A 17,568-nucleotide genomic window follows, 5' to 3' on the forward strand; every position below is an offset into this window, starting at 1 on the left:
GGGGTCTACAGGTAGTAGCGGGAGACCGACTCCGCGACGCACACCGGCTTGTCGCCGCCCTCGCGCTCCACGGTGAACGCCACGGACACCTGCACGCCGCCGGCCACGTCCGAGACGTCCGTGATCTTCGCGGTGGCGCGAAGGCGCGAGCCGACCGGGACGGGGGCGGGGAAGCGCACCTTGTTCGTCCCGTAGTTGACGCCCATCTTCATGCCCTCGACCTTGATCAGCTGCGGGCCGAAGAGGGGCAGCAGCGACAGGGTCAGGTAGCCGTGCGCGATGGTCGTCTTGAACGGACCCTCCTTCGCGCGCTCCGGGTCGACGTGGATCCACTGGTGGTCGCCCGTGGCGTCGGCGAACGTGTCGATGCGGCTCTGCTCGATCTCGACCCAGTCGCTGTACCCGAGCTGCTCGCCGACGGCGCCCTTCAGGTCGTCGACGTCCTTGAAAACGCGCGGCTCCGCCATGTTCAGTGACCTCCCAGAAGACTTGTCTAAGCGCTTGCTCAGACCACTGGGCATGCTAACAACGCGGCCGCGCCTGCACTAGGGTCGTCTACTCTCGGGTGGGTGCCACAGATTCCGGAGAAGATCCATGAGCTCACCGTCGGCCAGGTGTCGGCGCGCAGCGGTGCCGCCGTCTCCGCGCTGCACTTCTATGAGTCCAAGGGCCTGATCGTCAGCCGCCGCACCTCCGGCAACCAGCGCCGCTACGGCCGCGACACCCTGCGCCGCGTCGCCTTCATCCGGGCCGCGCAGCGCGTCGGCATCCCGCTCGCCACGATCCGGGACGCGCTCGCGGAACTTCCCGAGGAGCGCACCCCGAACCGGGACGACTGGGCGCGCCTCTCGGAGGTCTGGCGGTCCGAACTGGACGAGCGGATCAAGCAGTTGGGGCGGCTGCGGGACCATCTGACCGACTGCATCGGCTGCGGCTGCCTGTCCCTGGAGACCTGCGTCCTGTCCAACCCGGACGACGTCTTCGGCGAGCGCCTCACGGGCTCCCGTCTGATGGGGGAGCGCCGGGAGCGTCCGGCTTCGTAGGCGCGAGCCTCGGTCCGAGTGCCCGGAACACCGCGCTCAGTACGACCGCCGCGATTGCCCCTGCCGCGACCCCGCTGCCGAAGAGAGTGCGGGCCCACGTCGGCAGCTCCGCGTACATCTCCGGGGACACGATCGGCAGCATGCCGATCACGAGGGCGAGCGCGATGACGATGCTGTCGGTGCCGTGGGAGAGGTCCGTGCGGGAGAGCATGCCGAAGCCCATCACCGCGATCACCGCGTAGATGACGAGACCGGCGGCGCCGACGACCGGCTCCGGGATCGCCGCCAGGACGCGGGTCAGCGGCGTGATGAGGCCGCACACGATCAGCAGCACGCCGGCCGCCGCCGTCACGAACCTGCTGCGGACGCGGGTGAGTTGGACGATGCCGATGTTCTCGGCGCTGGTCACCATCAGCGAGGTGCCGAAGGCGCCGGAGAACAGCGAGACGAGCGCGTCGGCGCGGGCGATGCGCGGCACGTCGCGCCCCGCGTCGGGGGTGCGGCCCACGGCCTCGCTGTTGAGGACGGTCTGCCCGGTGGCCTCGGCGAGCGAGGCGAGCGCGAAGACAAGCAGCGGGATCGCGGCCAGCAGATCGAAGTGCGGGGCGCCGTACGGGAAGGGGTCGGGCAGCGCGAACGTGCCGCCGTGCGCCACCTCGATGTCGGTGCCCAGGAGCGCGGCGATCACCGTGCCGCCGACCAGGCCGAGCAGCACCGCCATCTGCCGCCACACGCCTCGCAGGACGAGGAAGAACACCGCGATCACGCCGAGCGTCGCGAAGCCGAGGCCCGGCCCCGAGGCGACCATCGGCGCGGTCACCTTGATCATGTTGATGCCGATGAGGACGACCGTCGTGCCCATGACCAGGGGCGGGAACAGCCGGACCAGGCGGCCGTAGAAGGGGAGTACGCAGAGCAGGAAGGCGGCCGCCACGAGGACGGAGCCCGAGGCCGTCGCGGGCCCGTACTCCTGCGCGATCTGCAGGAAGATCGCCACCGCGGCGCCGCCCGGCAGCATCAGGAACGGCAGCTTGGCGCCCACCCGCAGCGCCGTCACCCCGAGCGACTGCAGCAGCGCGCCCACGCCGCACAGCACGAGCGTCGCGCTGAGCAGCGAGGCGGTCTGCGTCGTCGACAGCTTCAGCGTCGTCGCGATGAGGATGACGGAGGAGACGGGGGCCGCCACGCCTGCCAGCACGTGCTGGCAGGCGAGGGGGACGAGGCGCTTGAGGGGAAGCCGCTCGTCGACGGGTGCCACGGGTGGTGCCGCGGTCGCGGTCACCGGTTCAGCCACGGCAGCTCGGCCGCGGCGTAGCGGTAGGAGCGGAACACGGCGTTGGGCTCCGACGGGAAGAGCTTGCGGACCTCTTCCTCGGAGTAGCCGCCGAAGAACGGCACGATGTACTCCCAGCACAGATAGCCGTCCTCGGTCACCTCGAAGAGGCGGCCCGCGGGGGAGTCGGTGACCAGCGTGTTGCCGTTCGGGAGGCGCTGGGCGCTGCCCATGAACGGCGCGAAGAAGGACTCGCGCGCCGGGTCGTGGTACTCCCAGGCGATCTTGCCGCTGGACCGCTCGATCTCGATGACGCGGCTGAACGGCACGTCCCAGTGCGGCCGGAAGACGCCGTTGTCGAAGACGAGGAAGTTGCCGTTCTCCAGCTCGGTCGGGCAGTGCTGCTGCGAGACGACACCCGGCTCGGAGCGCCAGATGATGTCGCCCGTCGCCCGCTCGATGACGACGACGGCCGACACGGAGCGGAAGCTCGCGAGGATGTTCCCGTCGGCGAGCGGCAGCACGCTGTTGATCAGCGGGTAGTGCTCGCGGGCGTAGTCCGGGTGGAGCGGGAAGTCCGCGCGGCCGAGACGCTCGGAGACCTTCCACTCCCAGGTGGTGTTCCCCTCGGCGTCGACCTCGACGATCGTGTCCGCCCAGATCGTGCCGTCGACGGCCTCCGAACCCGGTACGCCGCCGCGCACGGCGGCAGCCGCGTCACCTGTCAGCGCCTCCAGGGCGGTGTAGAGGATCCGGCCGTCGCCGTAGTGGTGGGCGTCGTGGTGCTGGAGCGGGTCGCGGTGCTCGCGCACGACCGTGCCGTCCGGCGTGATCTCCTGCATGAGGCCGCCGCGGTACTTGTGCCACATGGGGAAGAGGGCGGGCTCGTCGGGCAGTACGCCGTTGTAGGCGAGGTTGCCGTTGGCGAGGATCCGCGCGTGCCGTCCCGGGCGGTTCGGCAGGTTCCACTGGTGGACGACCTCGCCGTGCAGGTCGATCAGGTACACCTCGCCGGTGCCGGTCAGCGGGGCGAAGAGCGTGTAGCCGCCGAACGCCGCGTCCTCGTCGAGGGCGAGGAGTCCGGTGCCGCGGCGGCGGCGCTGGTTCTGGTCGACACGAGCCATGGAGGCCCTCCATCCAGTGGGTGACGTCAGCGATGAGTCGGTGGTTAACTTTTTTAAGTACTGGTTAAGTAGTTAACCACGGCGGTAGGCTGCGGGGAACAGGGGCCGAGGCGAAAGGGCGTTACAAGTTCATGAACGTGGGACCGGGCATTCGACGCAGGCGCCGCGGCCTGGAGCTGACGCTCGCCGAGGTGGCCCGCCGCGCCGGGGTCTCCGTCCCGTTCCTCAGCCAGGTGGAGAACGGGCGCTCGCGCCCCAGCATGGGATCGCTGCAGCGCATCGCCGACGCCCTCGACACCACCGCCGTCGAACTCCTCGCCTCCGCCGAGCCGCCCCGCCCGGTCGACGTGGTGCGCGCCGCGGAGAAGCCCGCGATGGCCGACGGCGCGCGCCCCCTCGTCCGCGGCGAACAGCGGCTGCACGCCCTGGAGTTCACCGGCGACCACGACTGGGACCGGGTCTTCCGGCACGCGGGGGACGAGGTCATGTACGTCGCCGACGGCTCGATCGAGACCGAGGTCGACGACACCCACTACGTCCTGGAGCGCGGCGACACGCTGTACTGCGCCGCCGGACTCGCCCACCGCTGGCGCCCGTTGGAGCCGGGCACGCGGGTCCTCGTCGTGGGCGTCGCCGCACAGTAGTCCGTAACACCCCTTGTCGGCAGCGGTACTTGGCGCGACCATGCGTCGCACAAGTCACGACGGGGAGGCCGAACGGCATGGCAGTGGCGATCACTTCACTCAAGTACGAGTCCGCCCGCACGGGCCCGCAATCGCTGGTCTACGACAACGACGGCTACCACCTGGTGCGGTTCCCGTACGAGGACGCCGAGGAGTCCTACGACCCGTGGGGCATGCACGACCCGGCGGGCGGCGGGGGCTCGTCGAGATATCCGGACGCCCGCTCGGGTCTCATCTGGCCCAGCCACGACGGCTGGGGCACGCTGTCCGCTCTGGTGTTCTGGGGCGCCGACACCCGGGCCAGCGAGTACCGGGCCCGCTTCGTGCGCGACCCGCTGGGCCTCGGCACCGGCTACGACTCCACCGCCACCACCGACATCTCACCCACGGGCGGCGGGCAGTTCCGCTCGTACACCTGGCAGATGTTCGTGCGCCGCGGCACCCCGGTCGGCTTCAAGGTCTCCGCGCGCTCCGGCGACACCCCGCTGAAGGTGCCGATCACGCTCGCCGAGTTCAAACTGGCGATCCAGACGGACGTCCTCACCCCCTGACGTCCTCAGCCCCTGAAGTCCGCGGGGCGTCACCCCGGTTCGGGTCCGTCTTCCGGATTGGCCCGCTTCGGGTGGCCCACGCCTCGTAGAGTCGCCACCGTGATTGAGAACGAGGCTCCGGATTCGCACCTGCCCATGCTCGCGACGCCGCAGGCCGAGCGGCTCCGGGCGCTCGTCGCCGCGTGTGTGCGGGCGCGATACGGGGCGGATTCGGGCTTCGTCCTGGTCGGCGACGCGGTCAAGCGCGACGGCCACCTGTTCCCGCTGGCGAACCTCGCGCGGCGGTGCGAAGAGGCACCCGACGACGACTGGCCCACGCTCGTCGACGCGCACTTCGCGGCGCTCGCGGACGCCTCGCAGGGCGGCGAGGACGCCGACGAGCTGCTGACGGGGACGTGTCTGCGGCTCGTGCCCGCGGACGCCGCCGGCCCGGCGGTGCCGGTACACACGCGCGAGGTCGCCGAGGGGCTGCGCCTCGCGCTCGCGCTCGAAGGGCCCGACTCCGTACGCCTGTTGACCGACGAGGACGTGGCGCGGGCCGGGGCCGACGAACTGTGGGCCGCCGCGCGGCGCGGCCTGACCCGGGCGCCGATGCGGCACGAGGAGGTGCGGCTCGACGGGCACCCCGTCCTCTACTCCGTGTACGGCGACGCGCACTCGGTCGCGACCAAGGCCGTCGTGCTGCCCGAGGTCGTCGCGGAGGTCACCGGGCGGCGGATGCCGGACGCGGGCGCCCTCGTCGCCGTGCCCACCCGGCACCTGCTCGCCTTCCACCCGATCGTCGACGGCGGCGCGGCCGACGCCCTCGACGACCTCGCCACGTACGCCGCCCGGGCCCACGAGGAGGGCCCGGGGCCGCTCTCGCCCCGCGTCTACTGGTGGCACGACGGGCGCCTCACCTCGCTCACCGAGATCGACGACGAGGCCCGCACCCTCGAACAGCGGCCGCCGCGAGAACTCGTCGACGTGCTGCGGGCGCTGCGCGCGCTCGACCGTGCGGGCAGGCTCGCCTCCGCGGCCCCGGCCGTGCTTGAGGCCGGGCGCGAGCCCTTCGCCGCCGCGCTCGCCGACGCCCTCGCGCACGCGGAGGCCGACCCCGACGCCGCCCGCGTCGAGACGTGGGACGCCTGGGTCGCGGCGCAGCAGCACGGCTGCGCCCTGTTCGCGGACGGCAAGGACAGTGAACTCCCGGCTGAAGGCGGTGAGTTGGCGGAAGTGGACGACGCCGCCCGCGCCTGGCTCGACGCCTTCTACCTCACCCTCGTCACCCGCGACCGCGAGCGCACCACACGCCTGTGCCAGGTGCCGCTCGACTCGCTGCGCGGCGGCGCGCCCGTCGACGACTACGTGCCGCACTGGATCGACGTCCTGCAGAGCCACTGGCTGCGCCGCCCCGTCGACGACGTCGTCGACCGGCTCGTCACCACCATCAAGGCCTCGCACCCCGACACCGCGACCCTCGCGCCGAAGGACTTCCTCAACCTCGTCGACTACCAGCCGGTCGCCCTGTTCCACCGGCTGCTCACGCTCGACCACGAGGCCTTCGGGGAGGCCCTCGCGGAATCCCTTGTGCAGCACGCCGGTTACTGGGGCGATGCGGCCGCGCCGCGCGCCCGTGTGGCGCTCGGCCCGCTCGCGCTGGCGTGCCTCGCGTACGACATGGACTTCCCGGTCCGCACCGACCTGCCGTACCTGCCCAGGTACCTGCTCAACCGGCAGCGCCTGGAAGGCACGTCGAGCTAGGCCTGTCGATTGGAACAGGCGGGATCAGGGGGTGCGCCGGAGTCGGGGCCGCACCCCCGTCGCGCTGTACGTCACCTGGTGCCGAGGGGCCAGCCTACGCGGAGACAAGCAGCCGCGCCAGCCTGGCCTCCGCCAGTGCCATCGGTGTGAGGACGGGCCGCGGCACGACGATGCCGCAGCGGGTGCACACGGGGCCCGACGAGGGTTCGTGCGCCAGATCGTGCTGCCAGACCAGGCGGGTGCCCGTGCACACGGGGCAGCACGCGCCGGGGTCGCGCTCAAGTGCGGTGATGAGCCTGCGCAGCACTTCGGCCAGCGGCTCCGTGGGGTGCACCGACGGGTCGTCGCACCAGGCGACTCCAAAGCCGCCCCAGGTCAGCCGGTGCCAGTCGTCCACGCTGCCCGGGCGGCGCAGCCCGTCGTGCTTCTCCTTGCGCCTGCGCTCCGCGAAGGCGACTTCGTACGCGAGCCAGACGGCCCGCGCCTCCTCCAGCTCCTCCAGCGCCGCGACCAGCCTGGCCGGGTCGGGGGAGCGGTCCTCGGGGTCGAACCCCGCCCGGGAGCAGAGGTGGTCCCAGGTCGCTCGGTGCCCGTAAGGGGCAAATCTCTCAAGGCACTTGCGCAGTGAATAGCGCCGCAGTGCCAGATCGCTCAGCGGATCGCGCACCTGTCTCGCCAGACTTCGGAATCCGGCCATCGCCCTGCACCTCCGTCACACGTACGTCGGCGTCGTCGCAGCCATGAAACGACGTCGCCGAGTAGACGTATCGACACGCGATTCGGATCCCCTCGAAGGCCACCGGGTCCCATCCGATTTCCGATGGGGCCCATCACCGTCACCTTCTGAGGCCGGGGAGTACCTGAGTGATCCCTGTGCTGATTCCGAAAACGTGACGCATGTTCATCTTCTGTCCGCGGCTAACCGTCGGTAACCTCCGGCTCACCATCGTCGGGAGGATCAGGTATGCGACGACGCATTCCACGCACCACCCTGAACAGAAGCCTTACGAAGAGAGTTACGGCCGTCGCGGTGCTCGTGCTCACCGCCGGACTGCTCTCTCCCGTCTCGACAGCGGGCGCGTCGACCGCGACCGCCGCCGACGAACCGATTCCGGCCGCCGACTACTGCGAGGGCCAGTGCGCGGACATCCTGCCGCCCGGTGCGAACGGCAGCGCCACACTCGCCCAGATCCTCGGCAACAAATTGCTGGGCACCCAGCCTCCGCACGCCGACGATCAACTCGGTCCTTACGACGCGCTGTCGTCCGGGTATCCGTCTCTCACCGATGACACACTCACGAACTTCTTCAACGATTCCTCCTTCGGCGTCAAGGATGATCAGGTCGCTTCGGTCACCCGCCCCCGCGAGGACGTCACGATCACCCGTGACAAGAAGAACGGCGTACCCCACATCAAAGGTTCCTCGCGCTACGGAACAGAATTCGGGGCCGGCTTCGCCGCAGGTCAGGACCGCCTCTGGCTGATCGACCTGTTCCGGCACATAGGACGCGGCGAATTGACGTCGTTCGCGGGCGGCGCCCTCGCGAACCAGGGACTCGAGCAGGAGTTCTGGCCGCAGGCCCCGTACACCGAAAAGGATCTCGAACAGCAGGTCGAGTACATCAAGAAGACCGGCGGGGCCCGCGGCAAGCAGGCCATGGACGACGCGCAGGCCTATATCGACGGCCTCAACGCCTATCGGGAGAAGTCGAAGAAGGGCCGCTACTTCCCCGGCGAGTACGTGCTCACCGGCAAGGTCGACGCGATCACGAACGTGGGCGAGATCCAGCCGTTCAAGGTGACCGACATGATCGCGCTGGCCTCCGTGGTCGGCGGGCTCTTCGGCAACGGTGGCGGCGGAGAGGTCGACGCGGCCCTCTCGCTGCTCAAGGCGCAGGAGAAGTACGGCGTCCAGAAGGGCACCGAGGTCTGGGAGTCCTTCCGCGGCCGCGAGGACCCGGAGGCCGTCACCACGATCCACGACGGCACCCGCTTCCCGTACGGGGAGAAGCCCGAGAACGCGCGCGGGCAGGCGCTTCCCGACAAGGGCTCCGTCGAGAAGGAACCCCTCGTCCACGACCGGCAGGGCTCGGCCGCGACGAAGTCGGCGGCGGTGAAGAAGGACCCCGTCAAGGCGCCCGCCAGGCTCAAGCCGTTGCAGGGCATGAACGACGACGGGGTGCTGCCCTCCGACCTGTTCACACAGTCGGCGTCCAAGAAGGGCATGTCCAACGCCCTCCTCGTCTCCGGCAAGCACACCGCCTCCGGCAACCCGGTCGCCGTGTTCGGCCCGCAGACCGGCTACTTCGCGCCACAGCTGCTGATGATGCAGGAGCTCCAGGGTCCGGGCATCAGCGCCCGCGGCGTCTCCTTCGCCGGCGTCGGCATGTACGTCCAGCTCGGCCGCGGCCAGGACTACGCGTGGTCCGCGACCTCCGCGACCCAGGACATCACCGACACGTACGCGGTCCCGCTGTGCGAGGCCGACGGCTCCACGCCCACCAAGCAGTCGACCTCCTACATGTACCGGGGCACCTGCACGCCCATGGACAAGCTGGAGAAGAAGAACGCCTGGAAGCCGACGATCGCCGACTCCACGGCGGCCGGCTCCTACCGGATGCAGGTCTTCCGCACCAAGTACGGAGTCGTCAGCCATCGCGCCACCGTCGACGGAAAACCCGTCGCCTACACGGCACTTCGCTCCACCTACCGGCACGAGGCCGACTCGATCCTCGGCTTCCAGATGCTGAACGACCCGTCCTACGTCAAGGACGCCGCCTCGTTCCAGAAGGCGGCGCAGCACATCAACTACGCGTTCAACTGGTTCTACGCCGACTCCCGCGACATCGCGTACTACAACAGCGGCACCAACCCGGTGCGCGCCAAGGACGTCGACATGTCGCTGCCGGTGCGGGGCGAACAGGCCTACGAGTGGAAGGACTTCGACCCGGCGGACAACACGTCCGCCGAGACGCCCCCGTCCCAGCACCCGAACTCGGTCGACCAGGACTACTACGTCTCCTGGAACAACAAGCAGGCCAAGGGGTTCTCGGCACCCAACTTCAGCATGGGCGCGGTCCACAGGGGCGACCTGCTGAACGACCGGGTGAAGAAGCTCACCGAGCGCGGCGGCGTCACCCGCGCCTCGCTCACCAGGGCCATGGAGGAAGCCGCTGTCACCGACCTGCGCGGCGAGCAGGTGCTGCCGGAGATGCTCAAGGTCATCCGCAGCAAGCCGCTGGGCGACCTCGACAACCCGCAGCTCACCAAGGCCGTCCAGCAGCTGGAGGCGTGGGAGAAGGCGGGCGCCCAGCGCAATCAGACATCGGCCGGGTCCAAGACGTACGCCCACCCCGACGCCGTACGGATCATGGACGCCTGGTGGCCGCTGATGGTCGAGGCCGCGTTCAAGCCCGGCCTCGGCGACGAGCTCTACAAGTCGCTCACCTCGCAACTGGCCGTCGACGAGGCGCCGTCCGCCGGACACGGGCCCACCGGCGCGCACGCCGGATCGGCCTTCCAGTACGGCTGGTGGGGCTACGCCGACAAGGACCTGCGCTCCGTGCTCGGGGAACCGGTGAAGGGGAAGCTCGGCGACGCCTACTGCGGCTCCGGCGAGCTCTCGGCCTGCCGGGACGTCCTCCTCGCCACGCTGGCCGAGGCCGCCGCCAAGCCCGCCACCGAGGTGTACCCCGGTGACGACACCTGCAAGGCGGGCGACCAGTGGTGCGCCGACAGCATCGGCCACCGCGCCGTCGGCGGCATCACGCACCGCAACATCCAGTGGCAGAACCGGCCCACGTACCAGCAGGTCGTGGAGTTCCCGGCGCACAGGTAGCGCACAGGGGCGGGCTGCCGACTCGGCTACGTGGTGACCCGCCCCGCACCGAGCACCACCCGCGCCAGCTCCGCGTGGCAGATGTCGCTGTGGGCCCCCGAGGGCGGGGGCCCATGGCGCACCACCTGCGCCGCGTCCACGCTCACACAGCCCGCGCCCGGCACCCCGGCCCGCAGCACGTCCGCCAGCGTGAAGCGCACCGCGCCGTCGACGTCCTGGAACCCGTCGTACCCGAGCGCGCCCCACCGCTCGCCGAGGTCGACCAGCGTCCTGTCGTCGCCCGCGAGCCGCGAGGCCAGCGGATACATCACGCTCAGCGCGGTGTCGTGGCGCGAGAAGCACGCCACCAGCGGCCCGTCCACCCGCGCCTGCCGCCCCTTCAGCGCGCCACGCCCGGCGAACGCGTAGTGCGAGAAAGCGCCCTGAAGGAGCGTCACGGACTTCACGTTGCGCGCCGACTTCGGCATCCCGGCGAGCGCGAAGGACACGAGCCGCGCCCCGAAGCTGTGCCCCACCAGGTGCACCCGCACCTTCGGCGCCTCCTCGGCGAGCCGGCCGAGCGCGGGGCCGAGCCCCGCCTGGCCGACCTTCCCGGCCCGCCGCTTCATCGCGAAATACGTGGCCTGACGCAGCAGTTCGTGCGCGCCCTTCCACGCCTTCGCGATCCCGCTGGGCAGCTTGAAGGACGGTGCGGCACCCGGCCCGGCGGCCGTCTCCAGGGCCGCCGCGAGTTCCAGGCACACGGCCCTGGTGTCCTCGTGGAGGATCGCGGGCGTGCTGTGCGGCCCGCCGTCCTCCGAGGTGTCGGCCCCGGACACCGCCGGCCCGACCCCGACCAACTGCCGTACCAGGCCGCCGAACTCGTCGAACGCGGACGCCTTCTGCGGCTGCTCCTCCAGGCGCCGCGCCAGCAGGTCCACGACGGGCGCACCGCGCGGGAACGCCTCGACGAGCCCCTGCCGGGTCCCCTTGTCGAGCGTGGTCCGCGGGACCGGGGACGTGGCTGAGGCGGCGGACGTGGCGGCGCGGTCGAAGTCCGGGATCTGCTCGTCCGTGAAGCGCATCGACGGCCACAGCACCCCGACGTAGCCGAGCGAGGCCCGGGGCGCCAGGGCGGGGAACGGCGCGAAGAAGCGGTCGTAGAGGCGGGTCGCGATGGAGCGGTCGTTGTTCCAGCCGTGCGCGAAGACCACCAGATCGCGCACCTGGCGCGCCTCGCGCAGGAGCGTGGCTAGCTGCCGGGGGTCCGGATCGCCGTCGGCGTCGAACCGCAGCTCCCAGTAGGGCCGTACGTGGACTTCCGGTGCTTGACGTGCCTTGGGTGCGGACATGGCGAACCCCCGTGGTAGGCGTCGTGCGGCAACGCGTGCCGCGCATCGTCCCGCCGTACACGGGGGTTGGCCAGATGTCCCGTCGCCAATTGACGGGCACATCAATTCGACGGGCGCATCAATTCACGGACACGTAAGGCGGGTCGACGGCTACTTGTACATGAGGTACTTGCGCCGTACGCCCCGGAACGCGGCCAGTTCCTCCTGCCACGCCCCCACGATCTCGTCCGTGGACGCACCCGCGTCGACCATCGTGCGCACCCGCGTGGACCCGGTGAGCCGGTCGATGGCGTTGTCCGGTCGCCAGCCGAAGCCCTTCCAGGACTTCTTGGCGGTCACCAGGAGGCCGATGCCGGTGCGCACCGGCTCGAACGCCTCGCGGTCGTCGACGTGGATCTGGACGCCGCCGATCGTCTTGCCCTGGAACTTGGAGAACGTCGGCGCGAAGTACGCCTCCCTGAAGTGCACGCCCGGCAGCCCGAGTTCATTGACCGCCGCCGCCCACCGCGCGTCGATGCCCTCGGCGCCGAGGAGTTCGAAGGGGCGGGTGGTGCCGCGGCCCTCGGAGAGCAGCGTGCCCTCGAACATGCAGGTGCCGGAGTAGACGAGGGCCGTGTCGGGCGTCGGCATGTTGGGGCTCGGCGGCACCCACGGCAGCCCGGACGCGTCGTAGAAGTCGCGGCGCCGCCAGCCGCTCATCAGGACCGTCTCCAGCTCGACGGGGTGCTCCAGGTACTCGCCGTTGAACAGGCGGGCCAGCTCCGTGACCGTCATGCCGTGCGCCTGCGCGATCTCGCGGCGGCCCACGAAACTCGCGAACTTCCGGTCCAGGATGGGCCCGTAGGCGTTCCGGCCGGTGACCGGGTTCGGGCGGTCGAGCACCACGAACCGCTTCCCGGCGAGCTGGGCCGCCTCCATGCAGTCGTAGAGCGTCCAGATGTACGTGTAGAAGCGGGCGCCCACGTCCTGGATGTCGAAGACGACCGTGTCGACGCCGGACTCCGTGAAGATGTCCGCGAGCGCCTGACCGCTCTTCAAGTACGTGTCGTAGACCGGGAGTTTGGTCGCCGGGTCCTCGGTCTTCCCCTCGGAGCCGCCCGCCTGCGCCGTGCCGCGGAACCCGTGCTCGGGCCCGAACACCGCCCGCAGGTCGACCTGTTCGTCGGCGTGCATCACGTCGACGATGTGCCGTACGTCGCGGGTGACCCCGGTCGGATTGGTGACCATGCCGACCTTCTGGCCCGCGAGGACCGCGTAGCCGCTGTCCACAAGCCGCTCGAAGCCGGTGCGAAGCCGGGGGCCGCCGATACCGGGGCCGCCGATACCGGGGGCGGCGCTCGCCGACCCCCCGCCGATGCCCAGGCCACCCGCGACGCCCGCACTTGCCGCGAGCAGCCCTCGTCTCGACACGTCCATGGATGAACCTCCGTGATCTTCGGGACTGGCGTGGTCACGCACGCTAGTCGCGGAATCCGTCCCGCGGAACGAACCGACACCACGAAGCTCTTTCGCCACGACATACCGACTGGTTAGTCTGCCCGGCAGGCCGGAGCTTTCGGGGAGCTTTCGAAGGAGACCGATGGTGCACGATTCGCAGGGACAGACCGGTTCGATCTACGCGGCCAGGCCCTGGCTCGGCGTCCTCAACGAGGTGCAGAAGGCCCCGATCACCCCCGCCGCCACCGTCGTGCACGCGTTCGCCGACGCGGTGCGCCGCGCCCCGGACCGCACGGCCCTCGCCTACTTCGACGGCCGTCTCTCGTACGCCGACGTGGACGCGCTCTCCGACTCCGTGGCGGGACACCTCGCCGCGCGCGGCCTGGAGCGCGGCGAGCGCGTCGCGATCATGCTGCAGAACTCGCCGCACTTCGTGCTCGCGCTGCTCGGCGCGTTCAAGGCGGGGGCGGTCGTGGTCCCGGTGAACCCGATGTACAAGGCGGGGGAGGTGCGGCACGTCCTGCACGACGCCGAGGTGACCGGGATCGTCTGCTCGGACTGGGCCTGGGAGTCGTATCTGCGCGAGACGGCCGCGGACTCGCCCGTACGCATCGCCCTGACCGCCTGCGAGCTGGACCTCCAGACGCGCGGCGACGAGCGGGTGCTGAACTTCGAGCGGGTCGAACCGGTGGCGTCCGACGCGGACGACCTCGTCACGGTCGCGCGCGCGGGCCACAAGGCGCCGCCCGGGCGCGAACTCACCGGCGACGACATCGCGTTGATCAGCTACACCTCGGGCACCAGCGGCACCCCGAAGGGCGCCACCAACCTGCACCGCAACATCACCTTCAACGCGGAACGCCAGCGCACGGGCCTCGGCCTGCCCGAAGGCGCGGTGTACTTCGCGCTCGCGCCGCTCTTCCACATCACCGGCATGGTCTGCGAGCTCGTCGCCTCCTTCGCCAACGCGGGCACCCTCGCGCTCGCCTACCGGTTCGAGCCGGGCGTCGTCCTCGACGCGTTCACCGAGCACCGGCCCGCGTACACGGTCGGCCCGTCGACCGCCTTCATGGCGCTCGGCGCGCAGCCGCAGGCGACCCGCGAGCACTTCGCGTCGTTCCACTCGATCTCCTCGGGCGGCGCGCCGGTGCCGCCGGCCCTGGTGGAGAAGTTCCGCGCCTCCTTCGGCCCGTACATCCACAACGGCTACGGGCTCACCGAGTGCACGGCGCCCTGCGCGTCCGTGCCGCCGGGCGTCGAGGCGCCGGTCGACCCGGCCTCGGGGACGCTCGCGGTGGGCGTGCCGGGGCCCGACTCGGTGGTCCGCATCGTCGACGACAACGGCGCGGACGTCCCCTTCGGTGAGCAGGGCGAGATCGCGGTGCGCGGCCCGCAGGTCGTGCCCGGTTACTGGCGCCGCCCCGAGGCGACACAAGAGGGCTTCCCCGACGGCGAGTTGCGCACCGGCGACATCGGCTTCATGGACGAGCACGGCTGGCTGTACGTCGTCGACCGCAAGAAGGACATGATCAACGCGTCCGGGTTCAAGGTGTGGCCCCGCGAGGTCGAGGACGTCCTCTACGGCCACCCCGCCGTGCGCGAGGCGGCGGTCGTCGGCATCCCCGACGCGTACCGCGGCGAGAGCGTGAAGGCCTACGTGAGCCTGCGCCCGGGGGCGGATGCGAGCCCCGAGGACCTGTCGGCGTACTGCAAGGAACGCCTCGCCGCATACAAGTACCCACGCGAGGTGGAGGTCCTTTCCGAGCTGCCGAAGACCGCAAGTGGGAAGATCCTCCGGCGGGAACTGCGTTCCCCGTCAGGACAAGGCTGAGAACTACGGAAAGGCAGGTGGCGGCAGTGCCCAGGACGACCGACGGCGACGGCGCACCCGTCCCGCAACGACTCCTCGCGGCCGCCACCCGGCTCTTCGCCGACCGCGGCTACGACCGCACGTCGGTGCAGGAGATCGTGGAGGCCGCGGGCGTCACCAAGGGCGCCCTCTACCACTACTTCGGCTCGAAGGACGATCTGCTGCACGAGGTGTACGCGCGCGTGCTGCGCCTCCAGCAGGAGCGGCTCGACGCGTTCGCCGACGGGGACGAACCGGTCGAGAAGCGGCTGCGGGACGCGGCGGCGGACGTCGTCGTCACGACGATCGACAATCTCGACGACGCGTCGATCTTCTTCCGCTCCATGCACCACCTGAGCCCGGAGAAGAACAAGCAGGTACGGGCCGAACGGCGCCGCTACCACGAGCGCTTCCGCGCGCTGATCGAGGAGGGCCAGCAGTCCGGCGTCTTCACCACCGAAACGCCGGCCGACCTGGTGGTCGACTACCACTTCGGCTCGATCCACCACCTGTCCACGTGGTACCGCCCCGACGGCCCCCTGCCCCCCCAACAACTGGCCGACCAACTGGCCGACCTGCTGCTGCGGGCGCTGCGGCCGTAGGGGGCTGCCGTCAGGGCGCCCGCCGGGTGGGCGGGGCGCCCTAGGCCTCCGGGGGAGCCGGCGAAGGCCGAGGGTGCCGAGGCCAGGGAATCGTGGCTCGACGGGATCGGCCATCGGTGCGGGACGCGCCCCCGTCCGCCCTTCCCGGCGCTTCGCCCCTCTCCCACCACCCGCCCCCTCCGGGGGCTTCGGTCCGACGGGGGCGCCGGGCCAGGAGTGGCTGCGCGGGCCGGGGGCGGTGCGGGACGCGGCGGCGTTCGGGCCGTGGTCTGTGGCGTGGCGCCATGGGGAGTTGGGCCGTGCCGGAGCCGCGCGGCGGCGCCACGGCGGGCCGAAGCCCCCGGAGGGGGCGGGTGGTGGGAGATGAGTGGCGGGACGCGGGGGTTGTGGTGCCGCGTGCCCAGCGCGTGCGCCCGGGGCCCCGTACCCGTACGTCTCGGCCCCGGCTCGCCGGAGCGTCACCCCCGGCGCCGCCCCGGCAGGACCCCGGCCCCCGCAACATCACCCCCAGGCCCGCCCCCGCATCAAGCTCACCCCTTGAGCGTGCGCAGCCCGTGGTCGATGAAGACCGGGACCAGTTCGCCGATGCGGTCGAAGCCCGCGCCGACCGTTTGGCCGAGGGTGTAGCGGTAGTGGATGCCCTCCAGGATCACGGCCAGCTTGAACCAGGCGAACGCCGTGTACCAGGAGATCGCCGAGACATCGCGGCCCGAGCGCTCGGCGTAGCGCTCGATCAGCTCGGCGGGGGAGGGGTGGCCCGGCGCCGAGGCCGTCGTCGAGATGGGCGAGTCCGGCATGTCGAGCTGGGCGCTGTACATGGCCAGCAGCCCCACGTCCGTGAGCGGGTCGCCGAGCGTCGACATCTCCCAGTCGAGGATCGCCTTGATCCGGTCGACGCCGTCCGGATCCTGGCGTACGAGGACGTTGTCGAGCCGGTAGTCGCCGTGCACGATCGTCGGCGCAGGGGAGGTCGGCAGCTCGCGGCCGAGCGCCGCCTGCAGCTCGTCGATCCCCGCGAGGTCCCGGTTGCGGGACGCGTCCAGCTGCTTGCCCCAGCGGCGCAGCTGCCGGTCGAGGAAGCCCTCGGGCCGCCCGAAGTCACCGAGCCCGACCGCCGCGGGGTCCACCGCGTGCAGATCGACGAGCGTGTCCACGAGCCCGAGCACCGCGGCCCGGGTCCGCTCGGGGCCGAGCGGGGCGAGCTGGTCGGAGGTCCGGTACGGCGTCCCGTCCACGAACTCCATGACGTAGAACGGCGCCCCGATGACGTCCTCGTCCTCGCACAGCAGCACCGGCTCCGGCACCGGCACGTTCGTCGGGTGCAGCCCCGCGATCACCCGGTGCTCGCGCTTCATGTCGTGCGCGGTCGCGAGCACGTGCCCCAGCGGCGGCCTGCGCACCACCCACTTCGTGGTGCCGTCGCTCACCTGGTACGTCAGGTTCGAGCGCCCGCCCTCGATGAGCCGCCCGGTCAGGGGACCTGCGACCAGGCCGGGGCGCTCCCGGTCGAGGTGGGCGCGCAGCCGGTCGAGGTCGAGGCCTTTGGGGTGACTCATCGCGGTCCTCCGAGGATCCGGGCAGTGTGTGGGCCGTACCGGGCAACTGTGGCAACAGTGGCTGCCATCATGCCGACCAGTCGGTATGGCGTCCAGGGCCTCTCGGAAACGTGATCGTTCTTACGGCGCACGGCGCCGCGCCGCGAGGGCAGCGGAAAGGGCCCGGCGCGAACCGCCGGGCCCTGTCGGTGGTGCGTGGGATCAGTGGTCGTCCCAGTGGCCCGCGTGCTCGGCGTGCCGGTGGCCGTCGTGGAGGTAGTCGACGTGGTCGCCGTGCGTTACCGACTCGTGGCCGCAGTCCGCGCCGTGCCGGTGCTCGTGCCCCTCGTGCGCGACGTGCTCCGCCGGCTCGCACTCGTCCCAGTGCCCGCCGTGCTGGGCGTGCAGATGCCCGTCGTGCGCGTAGTCGACGTGGTCCCCGTGCGGCACCTCCTGGTGGCCGCAGGCCGGGCCGTGCGTGTGCTCGTGGGTGGGGTGTTCCTGGTGGAGGGTGGTCATGGCGCTCACCTTCGGTGACGTGACGGGCGTCCTGGGCTGA

General features: G+C 71.1%; 15 protein-coding genes. 7 read left to right on the plus strand and 8 right to left on the minus strand.

Going from position 1 to position 17,568, the window contains the following annotated elements:
• Nucleotides 1-5: 5 nt before the first annotated feature.
• On the minus strand, nt 6-467 hold the full coding sequence (locus ACFV9W_RS13705) for a MaoC family dehydratase (protein ID WP_385759385.1): 462 nt from the start codon (nt 465-467) through the stop codon (nt 6-8).
• 102 nt (nt 468-569) lie between these two features.
• On the opposite strand from ACFV9W_RS13705, the gene soxR reads away from it, so the two are divergent.
• A complete protein-coding gene (soxR, locus tag ACFV9W_RS13710; RefSeq protein WP_385759388.1) occupies nt 570-1,043 on the plus strand; it encodes a redox-sensitive transcriptional activator SoxR in 474 nt (157 codons plus the stop codon).
• Here the strand turns inward: soxR and ACFV9W_RS13715 are convergent.
• Complete coding sequence (locus tag ACFV9W_RS13715) at nt 994-2,337, minus strand: uracil-xanthine permease family protein (protein WP_385759391.1); 1,344 nt, start codon at nt 2,335-2,337, stop codon at nt 994-996. The two genes, soxR and ACFV9W_RS13715, sit on opposite strands and share 50 nt — an antisense overlap.
• Nucleotides 2,322-3,440, minus strand: a complete 1,119-nt coding sequence (locus ACFV9W_RS13720; RefSeq protein ID WP_385759393.1) for an arylsulfotransferase family protein — start codon at nt 3,438-3,440, stop codon at nt 2,322-2,324. Before ACFV9W_RS13720 ends, ACFV9W_RS13715 begins: the two co-directional genes overlap by 16 nt.
• Before the next feature lie 131 nt (nt 3,441-3,571).
• Here ACFV9W_RS13720 and ACFV9W_RS13725 point away from each other — a divergent pair, with 131 nt between their 5' ends.
• The 3 genes from ACFV9W_RS13725 to ACFV9W_RS13735 all read left to right on the plus strand — a co-directional run bounded on the left by ACFV9W_RS13725 (nt 3,572) and on the right by ACFV9W_RS13735 (nt 6,417).
• Nucleotides 3,572-4,084, plus strand: a complete 513-nt coding sequence (locus ACFV9W_RS13725) for a helix-turn-helix domain-containing protein (protein WP_385759396.1) — start codon at nt 3,572-3,574, stop codon at nt 4,082-4,084.
• A 77-nt stretch (nt 4,085-4,161) separates the two neighbouring features.
• Nucleotides 4,162-4,674 (plus strand): hypothetical protein, encoded by a 513-nt coding sequence (locus tag ACFV9W_RS13730; RefSeq protein WP_385759399.1) that lies wholly within the window; start codon nt 4,162-4,164, stop codon nt 4,672-4,674.
• Nucleotides 4,675-4,773: 99 nt separating this feature from the next.
• Nucleotides 4,774-6,417 (plus strand): Imm49 family immunity protein, encoded by a 1,644-nt coding sequence (locus tag ACFV9W_RS13735; RefSeq protein WP_385759401.1) that lies wholly within the window; start codon nt 4,774-4,776, stop codon nt 6,415-6,417.
• Between the two features lie 94 nt (nt 6,418-6,511).
• On the opposite strand, the gene ACFV9W_RS13740 is transcribed toward ACFV9W_RS13735, so the two are convergent.
• On the minus strand, nt 6,512-7,114 hold the full coding sequence (locus tag ACFV9W_RS13740) for a hypothetical protein (RefSeq protein ID WP_385759403.1): 603 nt from the start codon (nt 7,112-7,114) through the stop codon (nt 6,512-6,514).
• A gap of 267 nt (nt 7,115-7,381) precedes the next feature.
• Here ACFV9W_RS13740 and ACFV9W_RS13745 point away from each other — a divergent pair, with 267 nt between their 5' ends.
• Nucleotides 7,382-10,255, plus strand: coding sequence for a penicillin acylase family protein (locus ACFV9W_RS13745; protein WP_385759407.1), 2,874 nt, complete (start codon nt 7,382-7,384; stop codon nt 10,253-10,255).
• Nucleotides 10,256-10,281: 26 nt separating this feature from the next.
• Here ACFV9W_RS13745 and ACFV9W_RS13750 read toward each other — a convergent pair whose 3' ends face one another.
• Nucleotides 10,282-11,586 carry a serine-threonine protein kinase gene (locus ACFV9W_RS13750; RefSeq protein WP_385759410.1) on the minus strand — a complete coding sequence of 435 codons (1,305 nt, stop codon included), beginning with the start codon at nt 11,584-11,586 and terminating at the stop codon, nt 10,282-10,284.
• Between the two features lie 150 nt (nt 11,587-11,736).
• The gene (locus ACFV9W_RS13755) at nt 11,737-13,002 is read right to left on the minus strand and encodes an exo-beta-N-acetylmuramidase NamZ domain-containing protein (protein WP_385759412.1); all 1,266 of its coding nucleotides are present in this window, start codon (nt 13,000-13,002) and stop codon (nt 11,737-11,739) included.
• Nucleotides 13,003-13,165: 163 nt separating this feature from the next.
• On the opposite strand from ACFV9W_RS13755, the gene ACFV9W_RS13760 reads away from it, so the two are divergent.
• Complete coding sequence (locus ACFV9W_RS13760; RefSeq protein ID WP_385759415.1) at nt 13,166-14,854, plus strand: class I adenylate-forming enzyme family protein; 1,689 nt, start codon at nt 13,166-13,168, stop codon at nt 14,852-14,854.
• Nucleotides 14,855-14,880: 26 nt separating this feature from the next.
• A complete protein-coding gene (locus ACFV9W_RS13765; protein WP_385759418.1) occupies nt 14,881-15,474 on the plus strand; it encodes a TetR/AcrR family transcriptional regulator in 594 nt (197 codons plus the stop codon).
• A gap of 530 nt (nt 15,475-16,004) precedes the next feature.
• On the opposite strand, the gene ACFV9W_RS13770 is transcribed toward ACFV9W_RS13765, so the two are convergent.
• Together ACFV9W_RS13770 and ACFV9W_RS13775 are read right to left on the minus strand one after the other, a co-directional pair.
• Nucleotides 16,005-17,030: a phosphotransferase family protein gene (locus ACFV9W_RS13770; protein WP_385759421.1), complete on the minus strand. Its 1,026-nt coding sequence runs from the start codon at nt 17,028-17,030 to the stop codon at nt 16,005-16,007.
• 201 nt (nt 17,031-17,231) lie between these two features.
• Entirely contained in the window at nt 17,232-17,528 is a 297-nt protein-coding gene (locus ACFV9W_RS13775; protein ID WP_385759424.1) for a hypothetical protein, read from the minus strand.
• Nucleotides 17,529-17,568: the final 40 nt, after the last annotated feature.

The organism is Streptomyces sp. NPDC059897 (genome assembly GCF_042730865.1).
Taxonomy (GTDB): Bacteria; Actinomycetota; Actinomycetes; order Streptomycetales; family Streptomycetaceae; genus Streptomyces.

Excerpts from the sequence above, each read along its gene's own strand:
- ACFV9W_RS13705 (WP_385759385.1), bottom strand. The coding sequence starts at position 467 with ATGGCGGAGCCGCGCGTTTTCAAGGACGTCGACGACCTGAAGGGCGCC.
- ACFV9W_RS13720 (WP_385759393.1), bottom strand. The coding sequence starts at position 3,440 with ATGGCTCGTGTCGACCAGAACCAGCGCCGCCGCCGCGGCACCGGACTC.
- ACFV9W_RS13725 (WP_385759396.1), top strand. The coding sequence starts at position 3,572 with ATGAACGTGGGACCGGGCATTCGACGCAGGCGCCGCGGCCTGGAGCTG.
- ACFV9W_RS13730 (WP_385759399.1), top strand. The coding sequence starts at position 4,162 with ATGGCAGTGGCGATCACTTCACTCAAGTACGAGTCCGCCCGCACGGGC.
- ACFV9W_RS13740 (WP_385759403.1), bottom strand. The coding sequence starts at position 7,114 with ATGGCCGGATTCCGAAGTCTGGCGAGACAGGTGCGCGATCCGCTGAGC.
- ACFV9W_RS13745 (WP_385759407.1), top strand. The coding sequence starts at position 7,382 with ATGCGACGACGCATTCCACGCACCACCCTGAACAGAAGCCTTACGAAG.
- ACFV9W_RS13750 (WP_385759410.1), bottom strand. The coding sequence starts at position 11,586 with ATGTCCGCACCCAAGGCACGTCAAGCACCGGAAGTCCACGTACGGCCC.
- ACFV9W_RS13755 (WP_385759412.1), bottom strand. The coding sequence starts at position 13,002 with ATGGACGTGTCGAGACGAGGGCTGCTCGCGGCAAGTGCGGGCGTCGCG.
- ACFV9W_RS13760 (WP_385759415.1), top strand. The coding sequence starts at position 13,166 with ATGGTGCACGATTCGCAGGGACAGACCGGTTCGATCTACGCGGCCAGG.
- ACFV9W_RS13770 (WP_385759421.1), bottom strand. The coding sequence starts at position 17,030 with ATGAGTCACCCCAAAGGCCTCGACCTCGACCGGCTGCGCGCCCACCTC.
- ACFV9W_RS13775 (WP_385759424.1), bottom strand. The coding sequence starts at position 17,528 with ATGACCACCCTCCACCAGGAACACCCCACCCACGAGCACACGCACGGC.